General features: G+C 58.7%; 22 protein-coding genes and 1 pseudogene. 9 read left to right on the top strand and 14 right to left on the bottom strand.

Going from position 1 to position 23,308, the window contains the following annotated elements:
• Positions 1-7: 7 nt before the first annotated feature.
• From FHT97_RS07500 to FHT97_RS07485, 4 genes are all read right to left on the bottom strand, one after another.
• The gene (locus FHT97_RS07500; RefSeq protein ID WP_183861023.1) at positions 8-817 is read right to left on the bottom strand and encodes a Ku protein; all 810 of its coding nucleotides are present in this window, start codon (positions 815-817) and stop codon (positions 8-10) included.
• Positions 818-943: 126 nt separating this feature from the next.
• On the bottom strand, positions 944-2,041 hold the full coding sequence (locus FHT97_RS07495) for a DNA topoisomerase IB (RefSeq protein ID WP_210296633.1): 1,098 nt from the start codon (positions 2,039-2,041) through the stop codon (positions 944-946).
• A gap of 77 nt (positions 2,042-2,118) precedes the next feature.
• Complete coding sequence (locus FHT97_RS07490; RefSeq protein ID WP_183861021.1) at positions 2,119-2,448, bottom strand: hypothetical protein; 330 nt, start codon at positions 2,446-2,448, stop codon at positions 2,119-2,121.
• On the bottom strand, positions 2,445-3,227 hold the full coding sequence (locus FHT97_RS07485; RefSeq protein ID WP_183861019.1) for a DUF2092 domain-containing protein: 783 nt from the start codon (positions 3,225-3,227) through the stop codon (positions 2,445-2,447). Before FHT97_RS07485 ends, FHT97_RS07490 begins: the two co-directional genes overlap by 4 nt.
• A gap of 378 nt (positions 3,228-3,605) precedes the next feature.
• Between FHT97_RS07485 and FHT97_RS07480 the strand changes: the two genes are divergently transcribed.
• The 3 genes and pseudogenes from FHT97_RS07480 to FHT97_RS07470 form a co-directional block, all read left to right on the top strand.
• Positions 3,606-4,793 (top strand): efflux RND transporter periplasmic adaptor subunit, encoded by a 1,188-nt coding sequence (locus tag FHT97_RS07480; protein WP_183861018.1) that lies wholly within the window; start codon positions 3,606-3,608, stop codon positions 4,791-4,793.
• Between the two features lie 34 nt (positions 4,794-4,827).
• A complete protein-coding gene (locus tag FHT97_RS07475) occupies positions 4,828-7,980 on the top strand; it encodes a multidrug efflux RND transporter permease subunit (protein WP_183861016.1) in 3,153 nt (1,050 codons plus the stop codon).
• A 327-nt stretch (positions 7,981-8,307) separates the two neighbouring features.
• Positions 8,308-8,760 (top strand): annotated as a pseudogene (locus FHT97_RS07470) (hypothetical protein); the annotation flags it as partial.
• Positions 8,761-9,143: 383 nt separating this feature from the next.
• Here the strand turns inward: FHT97_RS07470 and FHT97_RS07465 are convergent.
• A complete protein-coding gene (locus tag FHT97_RS07465; RefSeq protein WP_183861012.1) occupies positions 9,144-10,163 on the bottom strand; it encodes an alcohol dehydrogenase in 1,020 nt (339 codons plus the stop codon).
• 308 nt (positions 10,164-10,471) lie between these two features.
• On the opposite strand from FHT97_RS07465, the gene FHT97_RS07460 reads away from it, so the two are divergent.
• The 3 genes from FHT97_RS07460 to FHT97_RS07450 all read left to right on the top strand — a co-directional run bounded on the left by FHT97_RS07460 (position 10,472) and on the right by FHT97_RS07450 (position 12,347).
• A complete protein-coding gene (locus FHT97_RS07460) occupies positions 10,472-10,660 on the top strand; it encodes a hypothetical protein (RefSeq protein ID WP_016554582.1) in 189 nt (62 codons plus the stop codon).
• Positions 10,661-11,809: 1,149 nt separating this feature from the next.
• Positions 11,810-12,007 carry a hypothetical protein gene (locus tag FHT97_RS07455; protein WP_183754461.1) on the top strand — a complete coding sequence of 66 codons (198 nt, stop codon included), beginning with the start codon at positions 11,810-11,812 and terminating at the stop codon, positions 12,005-12,007.
• A 97-nt stretch (positions 12,008-12,104) separates the two neighbouring features.
• On the top strand, positions 12,105-12,347 hold the full coding sequence (locus FHT97_RS07450) for a hypothetical protein (protein WP_183754463.1): 243 nt from the start codon (positions 12,105-12,107) through the stop codon (positions 12,345-12,347).
• Positions 12,348-12,521: 174 nt separating this feature from the next.
• Here FHT97_RS07450 and FHT97_RS07445 read toward each other — a convergent pair whose 3' ends face one another.
• Positions 12,522-13,364, bottom strand: a complete 843-nt coding sequence (locus FHT97_RS07445; protein WP_183861010.1) for an SDR family NAD(P)-dependent oxidoreductase — start codon at positions 13,362-13,364, stop codon at positions 12,522-12,524.
• Positions 13,365-13,844: 480 nt separating this feature from the next.
• On the opposite strand from FHT97_RS07445, the gene FHT97_RS07440 reads away from it, so the two are divergent.
• Positions 13,845-14,048 carry a hypothetical protein gene (locus FHT97_RS07440; protein WP_183861008.1) on the top strand — a complete coding sequence of 68 codons (204 nt, stop codon included), beginning with the start codon at positions 13,845-13,847 and terminating at the stop codon, positions 14,046-14,048.
• Between the two features lie 371 nt (positions 14,049-14,419).
• Here FHT97_RS07440 and FHT97_RS07435 read toward each other — a convergent pair whose 3' ends face one another.
• From FHT97_RS07435 to FHT97_RS07425, 3 genes are read right to left on the bottom strand one after another with little or no spacing between them, the layout of a single operon-like run.
• The gene (locus FHT97_RS07435; RefSeq protein WP_183861007.1) at positions 14,420-14,662 is read right to left on the bottom strand and encodes a hypothetical protein; all 243 of its coding nucleotides are present in this window, start codon (positions 14,660-14,662) and stop codon (positions 14,420-14,422) included.
• On the bottom strand, positions 14,656-15,909 hold the full coding sequence (locus tag FHT97_RS07430; protein ID WP_183861005.1) for a phage major capsid protein: 1,254 nt from the start codon (positions 15,907-15,909) through the stop codon (positions 14,656-14,658). Before FHT97_RS07430 ends, FHT97_RS07435 begins: the two co-directional genes overlap by 7 nt.
• Positions 15,906-16,115, bottom strand: a complete 210-nt coding sequence (locus tag FHT97_RS07425; RefSeq protein WP_183861003.1) for a hypothetical protein — start codon at positions 16,113-16,115, stop codon at positions 15,906-15,908. The genes FHT97_RS07430 and FHT97_RS07425 overlap by 4 nt, the downstream gene beginning before the upstream one ends.
• Positions 16,116-16,264: 149 nt before the next feature.
• Here FHT97_RS07425 and FHT97_RS07420 point away from each other — a divergent pair, with 149 nt between their 5' ends.
• On the top strand, positions 16,265-16,630 hold the full coding sequence (locus FHT97_RS07420) for a hypothetical protein (protein ID WP_183861001.1): 366 nt from the start codon (positions 16,265-16,267) through the stop codon (positions 16,628-16,630).
• Positions 16,631-16,773: 143 nt separating this feature from the next.
• Here the strand turns inward: FHT97_RS07420 and FHT97_RS07415 are convergent, their stop codons facing one another.
• The gene (locus tag FHT97_RS07415; RefSeq protein ID WP_183860999.1) at positions 16,774-18,933 is read right to left on the bottom strand and encodes a P-loop NTPase fold protein; all 2,160 of its coding nucleotides are present in this window, start codon (positions 18,931-18,933) and stop codon (positions 16,774-16,776) included.
• 161 nt (positions 18,934-19,094) lie between these two features.
• On the opposite strand from FHT97_RS07415, the gene FHT97_RS07410 reads away from it, so the two are divergent.
• Positions 19,095-20,297, top strand: a complete 1,203-nt coding sequence (locus FHT97_RS07410) for an ATP-binding protein (RefSeq protein ID WP_183860997.1) — start codon at positions 19,095-19,097, stop codon at positions 20,295-20,297.
• Between the two features lie 109 nt (positions 20,298-20,406).
• On the opposite strand, the gene FHT97_RS07405 is transcribed toward FHT97_RS07410, so the two are convergent.
• The 4 genes from FHT97_RS07405 to FHT97_RS07390 form a co-directional block, all read right to left on the bottom strand.
• The gene (locus FHT97_RS07405) at positions 20,407-20,673 is read right to left on the bottom strand and encodes a hypothetical protein (protein ID WP_183860995.1); all 267 of its coding nucleotides are present in this window, start codon (positions 20,671-20,673) and stop codon (positions 20,407-20,409) included.
• A gap of 13 nt (positions 20,674-20,686) precedes the next feature.
• Complete coding sequence (locus FHT97_RS07400; protein ID WP_183860993.1) at positions 20,687-21,061, bottom strand: hypothetical protein; 375 nt, start codon at positions 21,059-21,061, stop codon at positions 20,687-20,689.
• Between the two features lie 214 nt (positions 21,062-21,275).
• Positions 21,276-22,337, bottom strand: coding sequence for an AAA family ATPase (locus FHT97_RS07395; RefSeq protein WP_183860992.1), 1,062 nt, complete (start codon positions 22,335-22,337; stop codon positions 21,276-21,278).
• Positions 22,330-23,226 (bottom strand): toprim domain-containing protein, encoded by an 897-nt coding sequence (locus FHT97_RS07390; RefSeq protein ID WP_183860990.1) that lies wholly within the window; start codon positions 23,224-23,226, stop codon positions 22,330-22,332. The genes FHT97_RS07395 and FHT97_RS07390 overlap by 8 nt, the downstream gene beginning before the upstream one ends.
• Positions 23,227-23,308: the final 82 nt, after the last annotated feature.

The raw sequence follows: 23,308 nt of genomic DNA, 5'->3' as shown, positions 1-23,308 counted from the left end.
CGATCTGTCAGTGGGATTTCGGACGTCCCGTTTCCTTGGCGAGGCTTTTCTTCAGGGCGTCCATGATGTTGACGACGTTGCCTGTCGGTTTTGTCGTCGGCCGCTTGGAGGATGGCGGTGTGGCTTTGACCAGGCTCTTTTGCTTCGCGCGGATCATCGCTTTCAGGCGTTTCTGGATAGGATCCTGCACCATGGTCGGTTGCCATTCCTCGGTCCGGTCCTTAACGAGTTTCGTCATCAAGGAAAGCACGGTGGCATCGACCTTACCATCGCCGTCGAGCGTGGCTGCCGGCGGACGAACTTCGTCGCCGAAATGCAGCGTCCAAAGGATGATACCCTTGCCCTGAGGCTCCAGCAGGACGGCGCGCTCGCGCCGGTAAAGGACGAGCCGGGCGATGCCGACCACATCGTTTGCCTTCATCGATTCGCGGATCACACAGAATGCCTCCGTACCGACCTTGTCCTCCGGTGTAAGGAAGTGTGGTTTGTCGTACCAGATCCAGTCGATCGAGCCGCGTGGCACGAATGTATCGATGTCGATGGTCTTGGTGCTCTCCAGTCCGACCTCTTCGAGCTCCTTGTCCTCGAGAATGACATAGTCGTCTTCGCCGCGGGGATATCCCCGGGCTTGATCCTTGTCGGCAATCGGCTTGTGGGTGACGCTGTCGACGTAGCGGCTTTCGACGCGGTTCTTTGTCTTTCGGTTCAAGACGTGAAATCGAAGTTGGTTGCTGTCCGTGGTAGCCGGGGTGAGCGACACCGCGGCGGTGACGAGTGACAGCTTGAGATAGCCCTTCCAATAGGTCTGACGTGCCATTTGCGCCCTGGCGCCCTGGCGCCATCTCCCGTGGCCGCATTCGCGGCGATTTCCCATAACGGCCTGGGGCGTGGTTTGGTTCCATCGCGATCGTAGCTAAGCGGCGGATGTATGAAACGGCTGCCCTTAGCGCCCGTTCAGGCCTTTCAGCCAGCGCAGCACAGCGATTTCACCCTGGTCCATCCAGCGCAGTAATCTGGCGCTTCGGCTCGGCCGGCCGGCAGCGAGCTTGGCAAGCTCACCTGCTTCGAAGCTCTCGAATACCTTCGGATGGATGTAGGACGACCTGCAGACGGCGCGCGTGTTGACCAAGCGTGCGGCAATTGCATCGACGACCTCGTTCATTTGTCGCGCTCGCCCGCGCTGGCTTTGCTCCGGCTCAAGCGCGGCGAGCGCGATTGCTGCAATTTGTGTTGCGCCCCATGTGCGGAATTGCCGGGACGTGAAGTCGGTTCCGGACGCCTCCCGTATGTAGGCGTTGACGTCCTGCGACTGGATCGGATGAGAGGCGCCGCTGTCATCGATATACCGGAACAGCTGTTGGCCGGGCAATTCCTGGAGCATGCGCACGGCGCGGGTGATGCGACGGTCGCTGTGGCTGAGGCGCCATTCCTTCCCGGACTTGCCCTTGAAGCGGAAGTGGATGCTCGAGCCTGAGATTTTCACATGCCGGTTTCGCAGCGTTGTCAGGCCGTAGGAGGCGTTGTCTGCGGCGTAACTCGCATTACCGACGCGGATATAGAGATTGTCCAGAAGCCAGACGATGGTCGCCAGCGCCTTGTCAATATTGGGCGTCCGGCGCCGCAGGTCGGAGTCTACTTTCTTGCGGATCGCAGGAAGCGCCGAGCCGAAATCGGCTAGCCGCTCGAACTTGCTTTTTTCTCGTTCAGCCGTCCATTTGGAGTGGTAGCGGTACTGCTTGCGGCCGCGCGCATCACGGCCGGTAGCCTGCAGATGAGAATTCGGGTCGGCGGAGATGAGAACCTCCGTGTAGGCGGGCGGAATGGCCAGCGCCGAGATTCGCTCGAGCTCCGCCTGGTCGGCGATGCGTGTGCCCTGGGCGTCGTGGTAGACAAATCCGTTCTTGACGGCTCGCCTTGTTATGCCCGTCACCAGGTTCGCAATAAAGACGATACCGCCGGCCGCCGGTGGCTCGGTGAGCGCAGCCGCCAGTTTCTCGTCAAGTTGCTGTTTATAGGTCGCTCTCTGGTCCACAGTGAGCATGAAACGCCGTTACCGTCGGTAGGTTCCGATTCAGCCCGGCAGCCTACCAACAGCCACTCAAAAGCTCCGCAATCCTGCTATTCGATGACCACCTGAACGTAGGTAGCGCCGGTCTTGGCGTAGTAGAGCGATCCACACCGGTAGTAGTAGCCCCCGTAGTACGGCCCGTAGACGCAGCCTGCCGGCAGCGTGTTCACGTAGACGGTCGTTCTGCGCACGACGCGGCGTGTCGTTCGACGTGCGGCGCCCGCATAGGACAGCGGTGTCAGGGGGCGGCCGATTTCGGCTTGTGCCGGGGTGGATGCGCTGATGGTTACCGTGGCTAGGTCGTTCCCCTCCATGCTGACGTCGAGGGAGGCGAACGCAACCGCGAGCGCAATAGCGAAAATCCGTACGGAGGTTTTCATTGTGCATCTCCCATCTCTGTCGGCGCCGGCAGTTCATCGATCTGACCAAGTTCGCTGAGATCAACCTTCTTGGCATCGCCGGGTATTTCGATGGCAAAGTTTGCCACCTTCACATCTTCTCCTGTGCGGAAGTTCCGGACCTCGAGCATGTATTCCGGCGCCTGCACCACGTGCTTGCTGGTCACCACATAGCGCTTCGGAACAGGCTTCGCCCCCGCTTCTATCCATATCTGCCAGTCGACATCATTCTTCCGGAATGTCAGGTATTCGCATTCCACACCGTCGACGACAGCGCTTGAAATGTGCTTGGACTCCGTGACGCCGTCCATCAGCGTAGCGAAGCTGTTCGAGAGCAACAGATCGGAGCCCGGGATTTCTGCACCGGCGTTCTGAAGCCGGTCGAAAAGCTCGTCGAGGCTGCCCTTTGCGTCGATCTGGGCGTAGGCGTCGAGGTTCTTTCCGTGAACCGTGAACTTCGTGCCGTCAAAGCTGACGTCAAGGTCGGCAAAACCTCCGGTGCGCGTCACCCGGATTTTGTCCGGCCGGCCGACCGTTGCTGTGCCGGAGCTGACGAATTGCAGCTTCTCGAAGGTCGGAGTCACAGCTTCCACGGAAGAGACATAGTCGAAGGAGAATGTCTTTTGAGCCGCCATATAGTCGGACATTGCCTTCAGCAATTCCTTCGAGTCGTCCGCCCACGCCGGGCAGTTCGAGCCTGCGGTTATTGCGCACAAGGTCACCAATACCTTGAAGCGTGTCGCCAACATTAATTTCGCCATGTCACGGCCCTCACTTTCGCAACGGTTGATTGGGTACGCGTCGAATGCTGGGTACGTTAAGGTCGCCGGCGGCATTGCCAGCAAGGCCACGCTTTCGAGTGCCTTCGGGGCATCAAAAACCGCGGAGACCGTCGGATTGGACGGAAGCCCGGCTACTGTACGTTTCTTTTTCTTGCGGCCGAAATGTAACTGCAAGTTCATCTTTTGTCACATGTTTCATCCCGTACCGCCAACTATTTATCGCGCGTGCCTCTATTGCTTTTCGCGGAAATGCGGAAATATTGGTTCATACTATACTCTGCCCAGGCGCATGGACTGTTGGGATACGCCAGGGGCGCACATGAAATCCGAAGCTCGTGCATGCATCGGGGCAGAAAAATGCGCGAAAGTTCGTATCGAGGGCTGCATCTTATCGGTATTTTGACGGTGGTCGCTGCGTTATCGGCATGCGACAGCGGGAACAATGCGTATGTGCCGCCGCCGCCGCCGAAGGTGAACGTGGCGCAGCCATTGCAGCAGCCGGTGGTTGAATATTTTGAGCTGACCGGCAACACGGATGCGATAAACGCGGTCGACATCGAGGCCCGCGTGCAAGGCTTTCTTGAAACGATAGACTACAAAGACGGTACCCCGGTAAAGAAGGGCGACAAGCTCTTCAGCATCCAGCGCGACACCTATAAGGCACAGGTTGACCAAGCCCAGGCGCAACTGGCTTCGCAGCAGGCGTCGCAAGTCGGCGCGAAGCAGGAATACGACCGGCAGCTCAATCTGATGAAGCAGGAAGTGACGACACAGACAGCCGTCGACAGCGCCAAGGCGACACTGGATGAAGCAAACGCCTCCATCCTGAACGCGCAGGCGAGCCTCGATCTTGCAAACATCAACCTCGGATATACGGAGGTGGTCGCGCCCTTCGATGGCACCGTAACGAACCACCTCGTGGATGTCGGCGCGCTGGTCGGCGTGTCAGGCCCGACGAAGCTTGCCGCAATCGTTCAGACCGACCCGCTCTACGTCTATTTCAACGTCAGTGAGGCTCAGGTGCTGATGATCAAGCAGAGCCTCGCCAAGGCCGGGCGCAAGCTGACCCAAGCCGACCTTCCCAATATCCCGGTGGAAATCGGGCTCGGCGACGAGGAGGGCTATCCACACAAGGGGCACCTCGACTACGTCTCACCGCAGATCGATGCCTCGACAGGCACGCTTTCGGTTCGGGGCATCATCGACAACAAGGACCACGCACTTTTGCCGGGTCTTTTTGTCCGCGTTCGTGTTCCTGTCGCCCACCAGGACAAGGCGCTCGTCATTCGTGATGATGCGATCGGTACCAATCAGCAGGGAAATTACGTGCTGGTGCTCGGCAAGGACGACGTGATCGAGCAGAAAGTCGTCAAAATAGGCCAGCGCAATGGCCAGATGAGAGTCATCGAATCCGGTCTCGATCCCGCGGATTGGGTCGTCATGGCCGGGATCCAACGGGCCGTACCCGATATGAAAGTCACGCCTGAGAAAATCACGATAGAGGCCGCGGCAACGGGGGATCCGAGCGGATCGAAGGTCCCATGAGCCGGCAGCGGATCAGCTCCAGGAGGCGAAACGGATGATCTCGCGCTTCTTCATCGAGCGGCCGGTACTCTCGAATGTTCTCGCGCTGGTTTTCGTCCTGATCGGCGCCGTCGCATTGTTCCAGCTGCCGGTCGCCCAGTACCCCAACGTAGTTCCGCCGACCGTTCAGGTGACGACGCGTTATCCCGGCGCGAGTGCCAAGACTCTGGTCGATACCGTGGCATTGCCAATCGAATTGCAGGTCAACGGCGTCGAAAACATGCTCTACATGCAGTCGACCAGTGCCAGCGACGGCACCTATTCGTTGACGGTCACCTTTGCAATCGGCACCGATCCGGATCAGGCGCAAGTCCTGGTCCAGAACCGCGTCGCCATTGCGATGCCATCGCTGCCGCAAGCCGTTCAGGTTCAAGGCGTGACGACGCAGAAGAAGTCGACGTCGATCCTGGGGTTCGTCACTCTCACTTCGCCTGACAGCCGCTTCGACAGCCTCTTCTTGTCGAATTACGCGGTCATCAACCTTCAGAACGAACTGGCTCGGCTTCCCGGCGTCGGCAATGTCAGCGTTTTCGGCGCGGGCCAGTATGCGATGCGGATCTGGATGGATCCGGATCTGTTGCAGGCCCGCGGACTGACGCCGCAGGACGTTATCAATACGGTGCAGCAGCAGAGTCAGGAGGTCACGGCGGGGCAAGTCGGATTGCCTCCAGTGCCTAGCGGACAGGATTTCCAATATACGCTCAATGTCAGCGGTCGTCTCAACGACGCTCCCGACTTCGAAGACATCATCGTGAAGGTCGATTCTGCCGATGGCGGTCGGATAACGCGTATACGCGATATCGGTCGCGTCGAACTCGGCGCGCAGACCTATAGCCAGTCCTTCTTGCAGAACCGGCGACCGGCGACCGGTATCGGCATTTTCCAGCTGCCGGAGGCGAATGCCATTGCGGTTGCTCAATCCGTTCGGGCGAAGATGGCGGATCTGTCGAAAAGCTTCCCACCCGGCCTCCAATACACCATGCCGTTCGATACGACGAAGTTCGTCGAGGCGTCGATCAAGGAAGTCTACAAGACGCTGATCGAGGCAGGCGTTCTGGTCCTGATCGTGATCCTGCTGTTCCTGCAGGATTGGCGGGCGATGCTGGTTCCGGCGACGACTGTGCCTGTCACGATCATCGGTGCGTTTGCGGCGATGGCGGCGCTTGGTTTCACGGTCAATCTGTCGACGCTGTTTGCGATCGTCCTTGCGATCGGCATCGTCGTCGATGACGCGATTGTCATCGTCGAGGGGGTTTCGCGCCATGTCGAGGAGGGGATGCCAGGTCGGCAGGCGGCAGAGAAGGCAATGGACGAGCTTCTCGGTCCGGTCATCGGCATTACGCTCGTTCTCATGGCGGTCTTCATTCCGGCCGCCTTCCTGCCAGGCTTGACCGGCCAGCTCTACCGGCAGTTCGCGCTTGTCATCGCCGCGACGGCGCTGATCAGCGCAATCAACGCGATCACCCTGAAGCCGACGCAATGCGCCCTCTGGCTGAGGCCGCCTGTGCCGCCCGAACGGCGCAACTTCTTCTATCGCGGCTTCAACCGAGTTTACGATGCGGCCGAGAATGGCTATTCGCGGCTTGTCGGTGGCCTTGTGCGGAATAGTACGATCTCAGTCCTCGTGGGCTTGGCACTGATCGGTGTTGCCTTCTGGGGCCTAACCCGTCTTCCGACTGCGTTTCTCCCGACCGAGGATCAAGGCTATGTGCTGATCAGCGCGCAATTGCCGGACGGCGCCTCGAAGCAGCGCACGGATGCGGTGATGCAGCAGGTCAGCGAGATCGCCGAGGCGACGCCCGGCGTCGATCAGGTGCTGACGATCAGCGGGATTTCGGTGCTGGACAACAGCGCAAGCCTGCCGAACGCCGGTGTCGCCTATGTCATTCTCAAGGACTGGGACGTGCGTGGAAAGGAAAAAGGCCAGGACCTGCTGTCGATATACCAGCACCTGAACGGCGCGCTGGATAGTATCATGACGGCAAAGACGCTTGTCCTGGTTCCTCCTGCAATCCAGGGTATCGGCAACGCCAGTGGGTTCACCATGCAGGTGCTCCTCAAGGACGGCAGCTTCGATTTCGCGCTGCTGCAAACACTGGCCAATACGATCGTCGAGCGCGGCAACGCGCAGTCCTCGCTGCAGCGGCTGCAGACCTCGTTCCGAGCGGACGCTCCGCAGCTCGAGGTTTCTGTCGATCGCATCAAGGCCGAGACACTCGGCGTCACCGTCGGGCAGGTGTTCTCTGCGCTTTCGGGCTATGTCGGATCGAGCTATGTGACACAGTTCAACAAGTTCGGCCGCACCTTCCAGGTCTATGTGCAGGCGTCGCCGGAATTCCGCGTGCGGCCGGATGACATCCGCAATCTGAAAGTCAAGGCGGGCGATGGCACCATGGTGCCGCTGGGTACAGTAATCGACGTGACCAGCGTGCCGGGACCGTCGCTGATCAGCCTCTACAATCTCTATCCTACCGCCACGATCGTTGGCGGCGCCGCGACCGGCTTCAGTTCGGGGCAGGCGCTGAATGTCATGGAGCAGATCGCGGATCAGACATTACCAACCGGGGCCGGCTTTGAATGGACCGCCTTGTCCTACCAGGAGAAGGCAGTCGGCACGCAGATCTACTACGTCTTCGGGCTCGCCATTCTGCTGGTCTATTTCGTTCTGGCCGGCCAGTACGAAAGCTGGATATTACCTTTCGCGGTCATTCTCGCGGTTCCTCTCGCGCTCCTCGGCACGGTCGGCGCCCTGACGGCGCTCGGCGTCGCCAACAATCTCTATACGCAGATCGGCCTCATTCTGCTTATCGCGCTGTCCTCGAAGAATGCCATTCTGATCGTTGAATACGCACGTGAAAAGCGAATGCAGGGAATGGAAATCGCTGCCGCGGCAGTGCTTGCGGCACGATTGCGTTTCCGGCCGATCCTGATGACGTCGTTCGCCTTCATTCTCGGCGTTTTGCCCCTCGTGCTGGCGACCGGCGCCGGGGCCAATGCGCGCCGGTCGATCGGTATCTCAGTCTTCAGCGGCATGATCGCGTCGACTTGCCTAGCGGTTTTGCTGGTGCCGTCCTTCTATGTGATCCTGCAACGCTTCGAGGAATATCGAAAGCGCCGCACTGCGGCAGTACCGGATACACAGACATAAATGCCGTGGCGTCAGAGACGCGACTGTCAGGTCATTGAGCAACACTGACGCCCACAATTGAGGATTTGTTGTCCCAGACAGAGGCGAGCCCATCGTGGCCCATCCTCTGTGCCGTGGATAGCAAGGGCGCGCCCTCCCGAAGAGGGCCCCCAGAAGCAGCCTCACGATGCCGACGTGGTCGACACTGTGATTTCCGCAGGGAGAGGAACTATGAAGGATTTCTCGTCGTCATCATTGGATGTCTCATCCGCGAAACGCGCCACTTGGAGAACGAGACTTGGCCTGCCGCTGCTTTGCGCAGTCACGCTGTTTGCGGGCACGACAGTTGCGCAACAGCCGACGGATGCGCAGCGCAACGCCATCAAGTCCGCCTGCCGCAGCGATTTCCTATCGAATTGCTCCGGCGTCACGCCGGGCGGCAAGGAAGCGCTCGCCTGCCTGCAGCAGCATGAGGCGTCACTGTCGTCCGGATGCAAGCAGGCGATCAGCGCGCTCGGCGGAAGCGGCAAGGCCGCTACTCCGAAATCATCGTCCGACGCATCGACAGCCCCGGCAACGCCGGATAGCGGCACGCCCAAGGCCGCCGCGCCTGCTGCCGCAGCCGCACCGGAACTTTCGCCGCGCGAGGAGATGGTCATTGCCCGCGAGGCGTGCGGGCCGGACTTCCGATCTTACTGCCGTGCTGTTCCGCTCGGTGGCGGCCGCGGCATCGCCTGCCTGAGGGAGAACATGTCTCGCCTGTCGCCAGGCTGCCAGAAGGTCTTGGCGCACGGGCTCTAATTCGTCGCGTGTCCCATTTCCGAAACCGGTGCGCAGATGCGCCCGATTCGCAGCTTGGTCACAAAGTCGTCAGACCTAAGTCCGACTAGCCAAGCGGACTGTCGGCACTAACTGACCCTTGTCCTTCTGCCCCGAAGGATGAGGGAGGCTTTAGGATGTCGCGGACCAACCCTCCTTCAGCCTCCCTCTTTTCGATCGGACCTTTGTCCAACTTCCCAAGTAGCTTCACTCAGCCTAAGTTATTGTTGTCCTTCCGCCAAAAAGGACGCACAGGGGTACCTTCGGGTCCCTGAGGGCTCGAGAGGATCACCGCGGGTAGGCTGACCTCTCGGCTCTCCCGCTGTCGCATGCAAACGTGAAGTTTCGAACTCGCCCAAGCTCAGCTATTTGCCGGTCGTTATGACCATCCGGAACCGCGCCGCCCCACTCATCATTCGCTCATAAGCCTCTGCGGCCCGCTCCAGCGGCATGGTTTCGATCATCGGACGAACGTTGGCGAAAGCGCTGAATGCGAGCGTGTCTTCCGAGTCGCTCGATGTCCCAGAGGGCCATCCCTGAATTCCGCGACGACCGCCAATCAAGAGGAATGGCGAGACTTCAATCGGCTCGGATGAAGCGCCAAGCACTATCATCTTGCCATTGACTGCCAATCCACCAAGCACCGCGCTCATCGCCTGTGAATTGGTGACGGTCGACAGGATCACGCGGGCTCCGCCGAGCTTGCTCAATTCGGCGGCGACATCCTGCGTGGTGCTGTCAAGATAGCGATGAGCTCCGAGCTCACGCGCCAACGGCTCCTTGTCGGCACCCCGCGCAATGGCGATCGTGCGACAGCCCATTTTCGCGGCGAATTGCACGCCAAGGTGGCCGAGCCCGCCGACACCAAGCACGGCAACCGTATCGCCCGCCCGAACGCCGCTGTTGCGCAATGCGTTGTAAGTGGTGATCCCGGCGCACAGAAGGGGCGCGGCCTCGGCGGCATTGAGTTCATCGGGGATTACGGCCAAGGCTTCAAACGGTGCGACCATATACTCCGCATAACCACCGTCATAACTGATCCCCGGAATTTGTGCCGTCTCACAGGTCACGAAATCGCCCCGGCGACAGGAGGAGCAGTGCCCACAATGACCGCCGTGCCAGCCAACTCCGACGCGTTGGCCCGCCTTCCAACGCGGCACGCGTTCGCCGACTTGGTCGATAACGCCGACGACCTCGTGGCCCGGTATGCGCGGGTAGGCGATGCCGGGAAAGGCTCCCAATACAGTGAAGGCATCGCTATGGCAGACTCCGCACGCTTGAACCTTGATCAAGACCTGGCCGGCAGCGGGGGTCGGAATCTCGCGTTCGACCAGTTGCAAAGGCGCATTGGCATTTCTTACTTCGACAGCGCGCATGCTCGGCATGGAATCCTCCTCAGATTTCGTTACCTCACGTTCAGCAGGCATTGCCAATCGTATCACCGCGGCAGGCTTTCGCATGCGTGGCCGCATCTAGTGCGGTGGAGGTGTTCTTCAATCCGCTCACCCAACCGAGCATAGGGCAGGGTTTCGGCTGGCGTGGGTCAACCAAATCCAGCGTGCCGCCCTGTCGGAGGTCAATGGTACATTCCCACCAACTGCGTGGTGGTTTTCTCTCACAAGATCACGGGATCGTTGCGATAGTTGCTTTTTCTCAGGTCGTCTAGAATTGCCCGGCCTACTGGAGTCGTGTCGTGACCGAGACAATTGTGCAGCAACTGATCTTTACATTGGGCGTCGCCCGCGAAATGGCATCCTGGGAAAGTCCTGACTACGATTTTGTCATACTGCTTATCCAGCAGGCTTTGCGAGCAGCCGAGGAAGAGGCGTTGCGTCACGGTATCGTCACCGATTTTGATGCTGCATCGGAGCACCAACAGTAATCGGCAGCGTACGGTCGGAACCAATTCGCCAAAGGCGCCAACCGTACGCTCGTCGATCCGGGAGAGGCTGGGGTCGGCTCCAGGATCGACCCAACGAAAACTAGGGGAGCGCAGGCGGACTGGTATTTGCGTCTTTGCTGATGTTTCGATTTTTGTTCTTGCGCCAATTGGATGTCTTCTGATCGTAAGCGAGAATGAGGCAATGCCGGAGAGCGAACTCATCGAGCTGATTTTTGCACTTTGCTTTGCGCGCGAAATCGCCTCGCGCCGAAGAACGGCGGTCTATGAGCTCGTCATCTATCGTATCGACCAGGCCCTACGGCTCGGATGCCCTCAGCCGTGGCATTGCGATCGACGTTGATCGCACCGACGTGACCTAGGTTTAGAACTCTTAATAGCTAATACGGTCCTTAAGCTTTGAATGCCTCGCCGAGATCCATCTGAAGGCTCTGTTTCTCACCCAGAAAGGGGACCGATCACAACAAACGCGTGTAGATCGATAAGTTTCCCCTCATATACGGCAAGCGAAGAAAAAGCCCCGCAGTCGCGGGTGCGGGGGCAGAGGCGCGAGTTGCACTTTGAGGGGTTTCACTTCCCAAAGCATAGCCAAAACACAGCGGGTCGGATTTTGTTCCTGGCGTGTCCACAAAAAAGAGGCCCGCATTTTTGCCGTTCAGGCAGTTGATCGATTGGCGGAAGCGCAGCTGGTCGCCAATTCTTACCGGTGACGAAGCTTGGACCTGGTCTCAATGGGAGGCTTTCCGCCCGAGATGGCGGTCCTTCGTTCCTTCGAACTCTTGTGTATGAGCGACGCACGTACGTCATTTCGGCTTCGCACATGCGGTAATTGTCATATGATTCGAAATGCTAAAAAATCACAAAAATCAGTTGCTTGCCTTGGTTTTCTCGAATACGTTCACTTCACAGGGCAGTTCCCACTAACAGTACTTCCGGCAGCACTCCGCGGCGCTTTGACCTCACTCGAGGAGGGTGATGACGTTGTTTCTACGACTTGGTTTCTTCGCAACGGCTCAACGAGTGCGTGATCTCGTGTCGATCCGATACCGACCGACGACGACAAGCTGACTCCGTCGTCAATCCTTGATCCAATTGCTCGATGGTGCGTGCGCCCACGCCCGAGGTTTGTCTATGCGAAAGCAAGCTGTCGTATTCAACGGTCAGGAAGTCGGGATTGCGGTTCCCGTCGAAAACCGCCTCAAGTTCATCGCTGTCCGGTTCAGTGTCATTGACCTCGACAACAAGCTTTTCGATACGGTCACGGAAATCCGGCGCGCGATCACTGAACATCTCGCGTCCAGCGGTCGTCGCGCCGTCGCTTCACACTGAATGCCAAGCCGGAATCTTCGGCATCGGCTCAACAGAGATTGCAGGCTTACAAATGAGGGGCTGTAAAGCGGTCGCCTCAATCTGGGGGAGATCAGGAATGCTAGTCACGAGTATCCTTGAAACCGAATTGGCCGTGCTCTCGCTGTCCGTTCAGTCTTGGTACAGGCATTACAAGGCCAAACCGGACGACAAGAGATCGGAGATGATCTGCAGCGCGGCGCTCGACCTCTTCAATCGCGGTCATCGCACCCAGGAGGAACTCACTGGTATGCTGATCGCGCGGTTTCCTCTGGCAACCGTGGATGTTTTCATCGCTCCGGCATCCCCGGTTGTCCACTAGTCCCAACGGCCGACTCAGCATTGCTATGGTGCCGTTTACACAGGGGGCCGCCCAAACGAGAGGCGCCGAAACGATGAAGCTGCTCAAACTTTTCCGGGTGCTCGACATCGCCGATCTATGCGCACGACGCGGTAGCGGACAGGCCGTCGAGGCTGTGCAAAGGCAGACGCGAGTTCAGCTCTTTGCAAAGTCCGCCGCTGTGAGGGGAACAGGTCGGTAGCCGTCGATGTCAGCTATGTCGTATTGCCGGCCCAGCTCTGCTGCGACCAAGGCGTGCCCGGATTTCGACATCAGCGCAGGGTCTCGCCAAAGTCCGGCAATGACGTGCCCGATAAACCTGGGGGACTCGGAGTTGGACAAGTCGAAATAATCTGCGTTCCGCATGACCGCTTCAGTGCGGACCAGACCGGGATAGAGTGCGACGGCGGCGACGTTGTGGGGACGCAGCTCGTGCGCGAAATCTGCGGCCATCTTGTCGGCAGCAGCTTTGGCGATTCCATAGATCGCATTCCCCTCGTAGAGTTGAGCTGCCCAGAATGAAATATTGACGATTAGACCGCGATGGGTTGAGATCATCATCGGCGCCACTTCCCGCGACATCATGAAAGCAGCCTTCAGTGCAGTGCCGATCATGGCGTCCCATCGCCGGCTTGGTTGCTCCCAGAACGGTCGAGGCCAGGTGAATTCGCCATCCTCGACCATACCTTCATAGCCGGGCCACGCATTGTTCACCAGAATATGCAGCCCGCCGCCGGTTCGGATCCCCGCGGCCACACGCTCGGTTTCGGCGTCGTTGCTGTGGTCACAGTGATGAATGACAACTCGTCCGGGTAGGTTCGCGGCCTCAAGCTCCAGCCCTTGGAGCGATCCGGCGCGGTTACCCTCGGGACCCGCCTCTACCTCGGAAAACGTCCTGCCAGTAACGTGTACCGTGGCTCCCTCGGCGAGCAAAGCAAGCGCAATCCCGCGGCCGACGCCACGGCTTCCGCCCGTCACCAATGCGACGACATCTTTCATGTCGGATAGCCTCCCTCTTGCTCGGGAGCTTTTGTGCGCGAGCGCGTTTGAACAGTCAACGACAGCGCGTGAAGGCCACTCCATCCTGGCCGACCTGGACGTTCCTATTAAGGCCGCGCATGAGTTTCGATCCGTCGCCCAAAATGGCACAGGCGAAGCGCGCAGAAAACTCTGAAGAGAGTGGTGGGCCCGGAGGGTCCACCCTTTTAATATGATTTCAATGGCTTACGAGGCCGAGTCACTTATCGAAACCCCGCATTTGCGCGCTTGAGTCATTTATTCCCGTTCCGCTTTGTTCCCTATGTTGTGCCACTTTGCTGGGGACGCGCGAAAGTGATTTGGTTTTTCTCGTCGACGTGGGAATATGGCCGGGTGGGCTAGGGCACAGCAATCTTTCACGGCATGGCACCGGTTCCACGACACGGCAGGCGTTGCTCGGCGCGGTACTTCCCACTTTCTCACTGATAAGGAGGAAATACCGTGAGGAATAATGATGTCGAATGGGAGTTCACGGCTCCCGAAATGAGTGTTCGTCGCCGTGCCGAAGAGGCTGGGTTCTTGCTCGTCAGGAATCCCAACACTGAGGCCGGTGGATACTTACTGGCAAATGACGAAAATTGTGTCGTCTTCGGCTCGGACTATTCCGTGGATCTTGATGAGATTCTGGTCTGGTTAACCAGCTGAGACATGATGGGGGGAGGGCGTAAGCCCTCCCCTTTTTGCCTTGGTGGAGGCGCGGGTTTATAATTCCGGCATGGACGACACGGCCTCCGCGAAATTTGCCAGCATGGCGCAAGCGCTGAACGCCTCGATGCCGCTACGGCAAGTGGCGAGGGAAAGCGGGCTATCGCCAGCGACGATCTTCCGGGCAGTGAGCGGCCTTTGCCGCCAGCCCTCGCATTCTAGCTATGTTCGCCTCGAATCCGTCTGGCGGTCGCGCGGATCGCCACAGGCACCGAAATAGCCGGTCGGGCATATGGAAGCGGCGGCAGGGGAGTCACCCAACCTGCCGCCGCCCATGACCTAGCCATTGGCAAGCACGCCGGGCTTGGCCATTACATGAGCGACGGGCGGCGCGAATAGGCCCGGAACTTCAGGCTGACGCCATCCGCCCTCATGTCCAATTCTACCGAGAGGTCGGCGACATTTTGCATCGCCCCGGCCAGCTTTGTCAGTTCGAACGACAGGGCCGGGAGAACGGTCGAGGCCGGGGCGTTCTGAAAATCCAGCCTCTCGGCCAGCGATACCGGCACCGGCAGCGGCGTCTCCGCTACGGCTATCTCATTGCGCTTTACCATGATACGTCCTCGACATAGGCGATGCGGCCCGCCCGGCGCATGGCCCAGCTTGCCGTTTCCAGAACGCGAACTCCGATGCAATCCAATTGCCATAGCGACACATGCTGGGCGGTATCCGCGCCCGCGCCGGACGCGCCTTGGCTTACCGGGACGGGATCATCGCGCGGCACGAATGTCGAGCCGTCCGCGACAGAAATCTCGCCGTCGTCGGCGGCGCTGACAAAATCGGCGGCGTCGAGGCAAATGATCTCCTTGGCCGGGATCACGTCGCTGGTCAGGACATCGACGACGTTGCCGATACCTGGAACAAGCAGGCCAGCAGAGACGGCTTGCGCGCCATTCATCAGAAATACCGGTTGGACCGGGCTTGGCTGGATCGCTGCGGCCAGCGCCGAAAGATCAGCCGCCGCCGCCTCGGCCCCGGTCGCCGTAGACGCGGTAATCGGCGTTACGCCATTCAATAGCCCGGCTGGCTGGTAGAACGTCGCCGCCGCATTGCTGATCAGGTAGGAGTCGATGCTCAATCCGATATCGTCGCTCAAGCCCTGCCGGACGATTGCCTCGATGCTTGGGGTGCTGGACCGCGACATTTCCTTGGTAAACCAGCTGATCGCGCCCGCCTTATGGCCGACCAGCAAGCCGCCGCCGTTCAACGAAAGCGCGCGAACCGGCACCGGCTGGCCCTCGCCAACGAAAGGCGACGGCAATGATCCGGGCGCGGTTCTTGCCGGAAAGCGTAGGGAGCCGACGCCCGCAAGGCTGGCGGTAATCCCGCGTCGGCCAAGGCTTGCATAGATGCTCAAAGGCGACAACGACGCCAGCAAGCCCGCATAGACGCCCGGATTGACCAATTCAGCGGCCCACCCGGCGACGGTCGTCTGCGCCGGATTGGTAACGGCCTTTGTCCGCATGAAGCTGTTGGCGTCCCTGATGCAATTCATCAGGTTCGGCGCGCTCGGCCCATACAGGCTGTCGCTGACTTCCTCGATATCGGGACTGCCATAGGCGACGGCGCACAGGCGGACGACAATCGATCGGATCAGCGTCTTCGTCGGCGGCGTCTGCGCCTTGCTGGCCTGCGCCTTGGCGGCTGTAAGCGCCCGCATGCCGTCCAGCGAGCGCTGGTTGCCGACGAGAACGGACTTGATACCCTTTAACTGGCTTTCGAAGCCGCGCGCCTGCTTTAGCGCGATCTCGTCAAATATCTCCCTAAGCTCCGATAGCGCGACGGTATTGTCGTCCTTCATGGCTTGCCCTCCAATAGCTGGACGCGGCGCTCAAGCGCCTCGATCGCCGCCCGCGTCTCGGCCTGATCGGCGGCTAGGATTTCCTCGAATATGCGGGCACCACGCCGGGCTGTCATATCGACGGCCTCATGGATGACGTCACGGATCGCCGCCTCGGCAATCCCGGTCAATGTCCGCCTGAATGTCTCGATGTATTGGTCGCCCATGAAAATGCCTCCCGCGCAATTGGAGGAGCGCCAAGAGGCCGACGACTGCGATATATGCCGGTTGGGACCGACGCGCGCCTCAAGCGCTCCACCAATGACAGGTATCATAATACCACATGTCACCGAGCGGGGACAGCAAGGAGGAAGCCATGCTCAGCAATGCCTATCTGATCCGCTGGCGACTCCGCTATTGGCAAAACCTTGGCCTCGATCGGCAAGGCGCGCTGCTGGCGTTGGCCGACGATCACCATGTCCCGGATCTCATGGACGCCTACGAGGTCGCCACCATGGCCGGGCTATCGATCCATGCCATTCGCAAGCGCCGCAAGCGCGGAAAGCCGCCTGCGGGCATGCGGATGGGTTCCTCGGTCGTGTATGACAAGGGCGCGGTCGTTGGCTGGCTGGTCGGGCCGGGAAATGATTCCCGTCGCGGGAAACATCAGCCTTTCCCGGCGATGAAAGCCGCTCAATGGGCGGTTAGGTCGCGTTTCAGCGGGCCGAAAATGTACCCATGATGGGAACAAACCCCAAAATCGGGAAATGCGGATTCTAAAATTCGATTACCCGCGCCGGTCAACGGGGCGGGGGATTAAACTAGTGGGCAGCCCCCCTTGATCCTCGCCGTGGAATTATTTCTCCGCAGGCAATACAACGCGGGTTAACGCTCACTTCGCTTCCAGGCATTGAGGAAGGTCTGTACGTCATTCTTGTCGTGGTCGCTTAAATCCGCGTCTGCCAGGGCACGTTCTAACGCATTCCGAAATGCTTCAGCATTTACTATGGGGCTGTCATCGGTGATCCGAGCTGTCACGGACGGCGTGGAAACCCGGTCGCCGAGCGCACCAAATCCGCCCATGCCTGTCGTCCACGATTTCCCGGTCATCGCGCGCGCTAGTATTGCTATAGATTTGCCATCGCTCATTAGGTCGTCGGTCCATGCACGAACCTCGGTCGCATCGTTCTCCATGAAATCCATCCAACGCCAAAGGATGCTCAATAGGTCGGGATGAGACAACAAGGATCCATCGTCACGTGCGCTCCGGATAGCCGCAAGCGCACGATCAGTTAATATTCCATTGGCCGCTTCTTCGCTCGTTAGGCAATCCTCTTCTCGAGTTGGGGAATGGCCATCGCGCGTTTGATAGTCACGGCGAGCAGAAGATACGAAGTCAACCAACCAACCCAAAGAAGCCTTTTCCGTCGCCTTAGTGTAGAGGGTCGTTCTTTCGCCTAGGCTGAGCCGATGTCTCGTTAAGCCCCGAATGAGCCAATGATACCGCAGAGTAGTATTCGCCATTGCCATAAAGCCTTCATCCGCGTCGACACGCAGATCAATGTCGTCATGAATTGCGAACAGTACCGCCAAAAGGGCCGCGATCTTACTAGTATCGACTTGCTTAGCGTGCGTTGTAAGTTCGTCGAGATAGACCGGAACCATTGATTGCCCGGTTCGGCGTCGAGTTTTGGCCGCGTTTTGGAAGACGTCTCTAATGAAAACGTCTTCATTCGCACGATCCGACAATTCGGATATCTGTCTTGCTGACAGTATGTCATCACTCAATGAAAGCCTAAAATACGTGTCGAAATGGCTTTCTACGCACACACGGCGCTCAGAACTCCATTCGCTAACCCATTCGCTACCGTAGCCCATGGATTCCAGCCTTGGAAAAAGTCTCTGCAACGCTCCCTCGGCGAGGTCGTGCTTTTCCTCTGCGACCCCCTGCAGGAAAATGGAAAAGCGATCTTCATCCCGGCTACCCCTGTCGCTCTCTTGCCGGTGCCCACACACTCTCGGTTTATTGGCTTTGACAGCATTATAAAGGCTGGGTTCATACAAACGGAGAGTTTCAAGCGCTATAAAGTCGGCCAAATTCACCTCCCCGGCGATCGGTGGCCACGTTACGCTGATGGCGTTCCTGAATCGCGTCACATGACGGGGTGTCGACATGTAAGGGGCAACGACATCATAGAACACGTTCATAAACCGGACGAGCTGGTGTTCTGTCGGTTCCCCGCAAATAGAGGATATTGAGCTAAGGACGGCATTATGAAGATCAGTGGGAGTTGGTGCTGGGAGATCAAATCCGGCTTGCACGATCTTTTCCAGAAAGTGCGGCCCTTCAGATGGAAATATCTCTTTCACGGCTCGCTCAGCGAGATCTCGGTCGAACACGAGTAGATAAATGACGTTTGGGAGCCGCCCGACAGATTTCACCAATCGAAAAATTGCAAGGGCCTCCGGCGGACTCAGCCTGTCAATGTCATCGATAATAACTAGAAGGCGACGGTCTTGATTTCTAAGGAGATCGCTCAATTTGCGAAATGAGCTCTCTAACGTCTCACCGTCTGGGAAGAACCGTTTAGTGAAGTCAAACAGACCACCCACGAGCGGTGCAAATATTCCTGCTGAGGTAAGGGCCATCGCACTTCCAACAATCGGACCAGCTTGAAGGAGCCCTCGGCCAATTCTCGGGATAAGGTCTTTTGCGCCGTTTCCAAGCGTATCCCGCAGAGAGGTGTTAAGAGTCTGGAGAAAAGCTAGTGCTAGTGCCTCCTCGCCACGATACCACCAACACGTAAACTCAGTTACGGCTATTTTATTTTGTGCGCCGTCTTTGGCTAATGCCGACCTGATGAGATTCACGGCACTACTCTTGCCGGATCCCCACGGGCCGTGGAGCGCAATCGTTGTGCCTACCGGCCGTTTTATTTTGAGGATGCTATCAGCCAACGCGTCTGCGAACGGTGCAACGCCGTATTGATCATCATATGCACTCTCAATAGGACTGTCGTTGAAGTAGCTATTTGTCTCGCTCAATTTTCCCCCACGGCCCGATGACGGCCTGCTATTTTTCGCTGCAGATTTAGCAAGCGCAACCTCTCAGGGTCTACTCGTAAAACAGCATGGCGAGCGCGTAAACCAACTGGTATTGAGCAGAACCCACAACTCATGCACGCTACTGGGGGCGTTAAGCTGCAATGTCCATTTTCAAACCAATTCTTGAAGAAGTTGTCGAAGCCGATATCACGCAACTGATTGCCGACGGCCAAGCCGAGGGGCTGACAGTCGAGTTTAAACGGGACATGTATGGAAACAGTGATGCTGACAAAAAGGAGTTCCTCAAGGACTTGTCAGCGTTTGCCAACTCTACGGGCGGGCAACTGATCATTGGTGTCGACGAAGCGCAGGGTGCTGCGGTAGGGATCGTACCGATTGCAGGCAATTCAGATGTTGCGCTACAGCGGTTGGAACAGATCGCCCGGTCTGGCATCGAGCCCCGGATTGTGGGGATACAAATGCGGGCCGTTCCCTTGGCAGGGGGCGCGTTTGCTTACGTTATCCGGGTGCCTCGCAGCTGGAATCCGCCTCATCGGGTCAGCTATCAGAATACTAATCGCTTCTATCTGCGGTCGACCGCGGGGGCCCACGAGGCGAGCGTTGAAGAGCTCAGAGCGGTCTTTGCGAATGGAGCAGACATGCGGGAAAAAATTACGTCGTTTGTAAGCCACCGCAACACTAAGATCACCAACAATCAAGGCGTAGTACCACTAGCTCAAGGGCCCGGTGCCGAAGGTCGTCTCGTCCTGCATCTTCTGCCATTCGCCGCATTTTCAGGTCGGGCTGAGATTGACGTTTCGGAAGCTGAAGAACTATGGCAGCAATTTCAACTAATTGGCCTCACAGGCAACCGTCGTATCAATTTCGACGGTCTTCTCCTTCTTCCCAACGGCGTTCCGCATGGCTACACGCAAGTCTTTCGGAATGGGATAGTCGAAGCAACCAAGGTTCGGCTCGTTTCCACGACGGAGCAAGGCATCACGCGAATCCCCATGCGCTCGTTTCTGGAGCCAGTCTATCAGCGATTGCCTACTTACCTGCGAGCCTTGCGCGACCTCGGTGTTGCTCCCCCGTTCATTGTGTCTCTTTCATTGATTGGCGTCGAAGGTGTTTACTTGGGTGTCGCCAACCAAGGACTACACTCCATCGATGAGCAACACCCCATTGACCGTGCGAACCTTGTATTGCCTATGCAAGTAATCTCTGACTTCGGTAGTGACGCAAGCTATCGTGCGGCTATCACACCCGCTTTAGATGCGCTCTTCAACGCTGTTGGGTTAGCAAGTTCTGAGATCTTTCTCGCTAACTATGATGAGAATGGAATCTGGACTGGAGGGATGTAGTCCGAGGGCCACCTGTGCCAGATCAACACGCTGGAGGCATCGAGATCATTTGGATGTTGCGACGTCGACTTGTGCCACGTCGCCGCGCCGAATGGCGTGCTACGTTTCCTCAATCCAGTTCCTCGGCCAGCCGCTCCAACGCCTCCGCCGTCCGGGGCGGCACCCGGCGCAAGAGATCCCGGATATCTGCCATGGCGTCCAGTAGCTGGCCGACCTCCCGCCGCATGCGGAGCCGCGCCTCGTCAAGATATTCCTCGGTGTCCTCCTCAAGCTCCCGGATCAGTTTCCGGGTGGCTGCGTCGTCCTGCTGTATCGGCGTCGGCGCGGCCTGCCTGGCAGACATTGACGGCGGCGTTCTAGGCTTAGCTTTCGGCATGGCGGTTTCCTCCTCATGGGTTGGCTTGGCGCTCGGCTTTCAGGTGGGCCTTGATGGATTGCATCTTGGCGCAATGCCAAAGCTGATCGCAGCAGGAAACCGCGTCCAATTCGTCGTCGAAAAGCTGGATCAGACGACCCGGCTTTATGACCATCGCTAGAAACGCGGCCTGCATCTTTTCGTCATGCTCGCGCCCGATATGAACGGACACGGACCAGAACCCCTCGGCCCGGTCACAGCCTGAAACCATGAAGTAGTAGGCCCGCCCGCCGTCATCGATCGGCTGCCAGACTATCGGCCCGACCACCAGCGTATAGTCCTTGAGGCCCCGCAAGAGGCGCCTGATCTCCTTCGGAAGCTTTGCAACCGGACGCTTTCTCGTCGCCATTTTTTCAATCCCTTCCTACCAAGTACCGATTGGATCGATTGGATCGAATTGGATTCCGGCAAAATCCAATCGATCCAATCGGACCACCCCTAAAATCGATGGATCTTATCTATCTGTTTTCATTGCCTATTTTCCTCCTATTGATACAAATCCAATCGATCAAATACCCTTGTGTGTGCGAGACATAATTCGAAGACAGCTTAAGCCTCTGAAATCATTGGTATACTGACCATCTGCCGTTTTCGTAGGAATTTGTTCCTCGATTGGATTCCCGATTGGATCGTCCGTATTTTCCGGCCTCGTCCTTCTCGATCTCGCCTTTTTTCACCATGTTCGCCAATAGCGTGTAGACATTCGCGGCTTTCAGGCTGGTGGCCTTTGCGATGTCTGCCGGGCGCATCGGGCCGTGTTCGTCAAGCGCCTTCAGGATCGCCCGCCGCTGTTCGGATCGGCGCGCCTCGTCGGCGTCACCAAGGCTGGCGAACTGGCCGTGGCTGGCGTCGAAAGACAGCGCGATATGGAATTCCTCGACGTCGCGGCCCCGCCCGTAGAGCGTCGTCCCTTGCGTGTCGCGGGCGAGGATCGCGACGGTATCGCAAGCTCCGGTCAAGCCGGTCGAGCCAGATACGCAATCGAACGGATCGGCGGCGTCCTGACGTTTTGAAACATGGTGGCAGACGACAATTCCGAGGTTGGCGTAATCGTCGGCAATCTTCTTGATCGGCTCGATTGCCAAGTAGTCCGCCAGATAGAGGTCTTTCGGCGCGCGAAGCGGGCGGAGCTTGCCGATCACGTCGATGATGACAAGGCGGGGGTTTTCTATCTCGGTCAGCTTGCGGCGGATCAGATCGGCCCCGCCCTGATCGGATCGCGGCCATTCGCAGGCGAAATGCAGATTTGCCGGGATTTCCTGACCGGGCGCGATCTGCTTGAGCCGTGCTTGCAGGCGACGGCGATTGTCCTCAAGGCCCAAATACAGGACGCCACCTTGCGTGACCTTGATATTGCCGAGGGCGAAGCCGCCGTTGGCGACGGCCAGTCCCCAATCCATGGTCAGCCATGACTTCCCGATTTTCGGTCGCCCGGCCAGCATTGTGACACCCGGTGCGACGATGCCCGGAACGACGAAATCGATCTCCGGGAATGTAGCGGCCATCAGATCGGCACCGGAAATGGTGTCTGGCATTGGCGGTCCTGCCGCCGCCGTCTTCTTCTTCGCCTGCTGTGGTCGGGCCGCGAAATCCTCGAAATGCTCAGAGCGGGACTGGTCATCCATCGGCATAGTCCCCGCTGGAACGATACCTGATCCGCGCTGGCGTTCCGGCCTCGGCCCAACGCCTGGCGGCGCACCTGGCGGCATTCAATCCGGTTTCGTCATTGTCGGCGAAGACGACGAGCTTGCTCGGATACGGCAGGGGCGGCAGCGAGGCGATTGCGCCCGCGCTACCCATGGCCCAGATCGGAAAGACGCCCTTCGCGACAAGGGCGATCATGTCTTCGACACCTTCGCAGACGGACAAGACCGCCCGGCTTGCCGTTTCCCAGCTGCCGTATTGCACCGCCTTTCCGGCGACCGGGCCAAGCATGGCCTTGTTGTCATGGCCGCGCCCGCGAATGCGATGGATCGCCTCGACTTCCGGATCCTCATAAGGATCGCGCGGGATTGTCAGCGGATACGTCGTGAACGCGCCCAGCAATGCCGGGCCGGGCGGATCGTCGCGGAATGGGCAGGCGGGATGGTATCTGAGCGTCCGCTTTCGCCAATAGGTATCGGCGGGCAATCTCAGGCCGCGCCCACCAAGGTAGCTTTCGACCCACGCGCTGTCGGCGCTATCCCGGCTTTCGCCCCATAGCTTGCGGACGAACTCCCGCTTGCTTTCCGCCTTGGCCTCGGCCCTTCGCTGCGCCTCCCGCCTATGCCTTGCAATCGCCTGCCTTTGCTCGGCGGTAAGGGCGGGGGCATGGCCGTCGCGGACATAGCCGGATTGCTCAACGGGGCAACGGCAGCAATGGTAGCCAATGATGCCATCGGCAATGGGCCAGAGGCGGAGAACCTTTCGGACGCGATTGGCTGGCGACTTGCAGCCGGGGCCGCATTCCGGGCAGGCGCAATCGAATTCGTCGCGGTCGGCCAAGAGGGTTCGGGCTGTCGTGAAATCAATCATGGCCCGCCTCCTGATCGGGAGAGGCGGCGTTGCCAAAAAGGGAATGCCCGAGTCCGGGGCGGGCCTTGGTGATCGGCTGGTG

It is taken from the genome of Rhizobium sp. BK399 (assembly GCF_014194695.1).
GTDB lineage: Bacteria > Pseudomonadota > Alphaproteobacteria > Rhizobiales > Rhizobiaceae > Rhizobium.
Note: the sequence above shows the minus strand (reverse complement) of the source record. Positions and strands in the feature narration are given on the sequence as shown.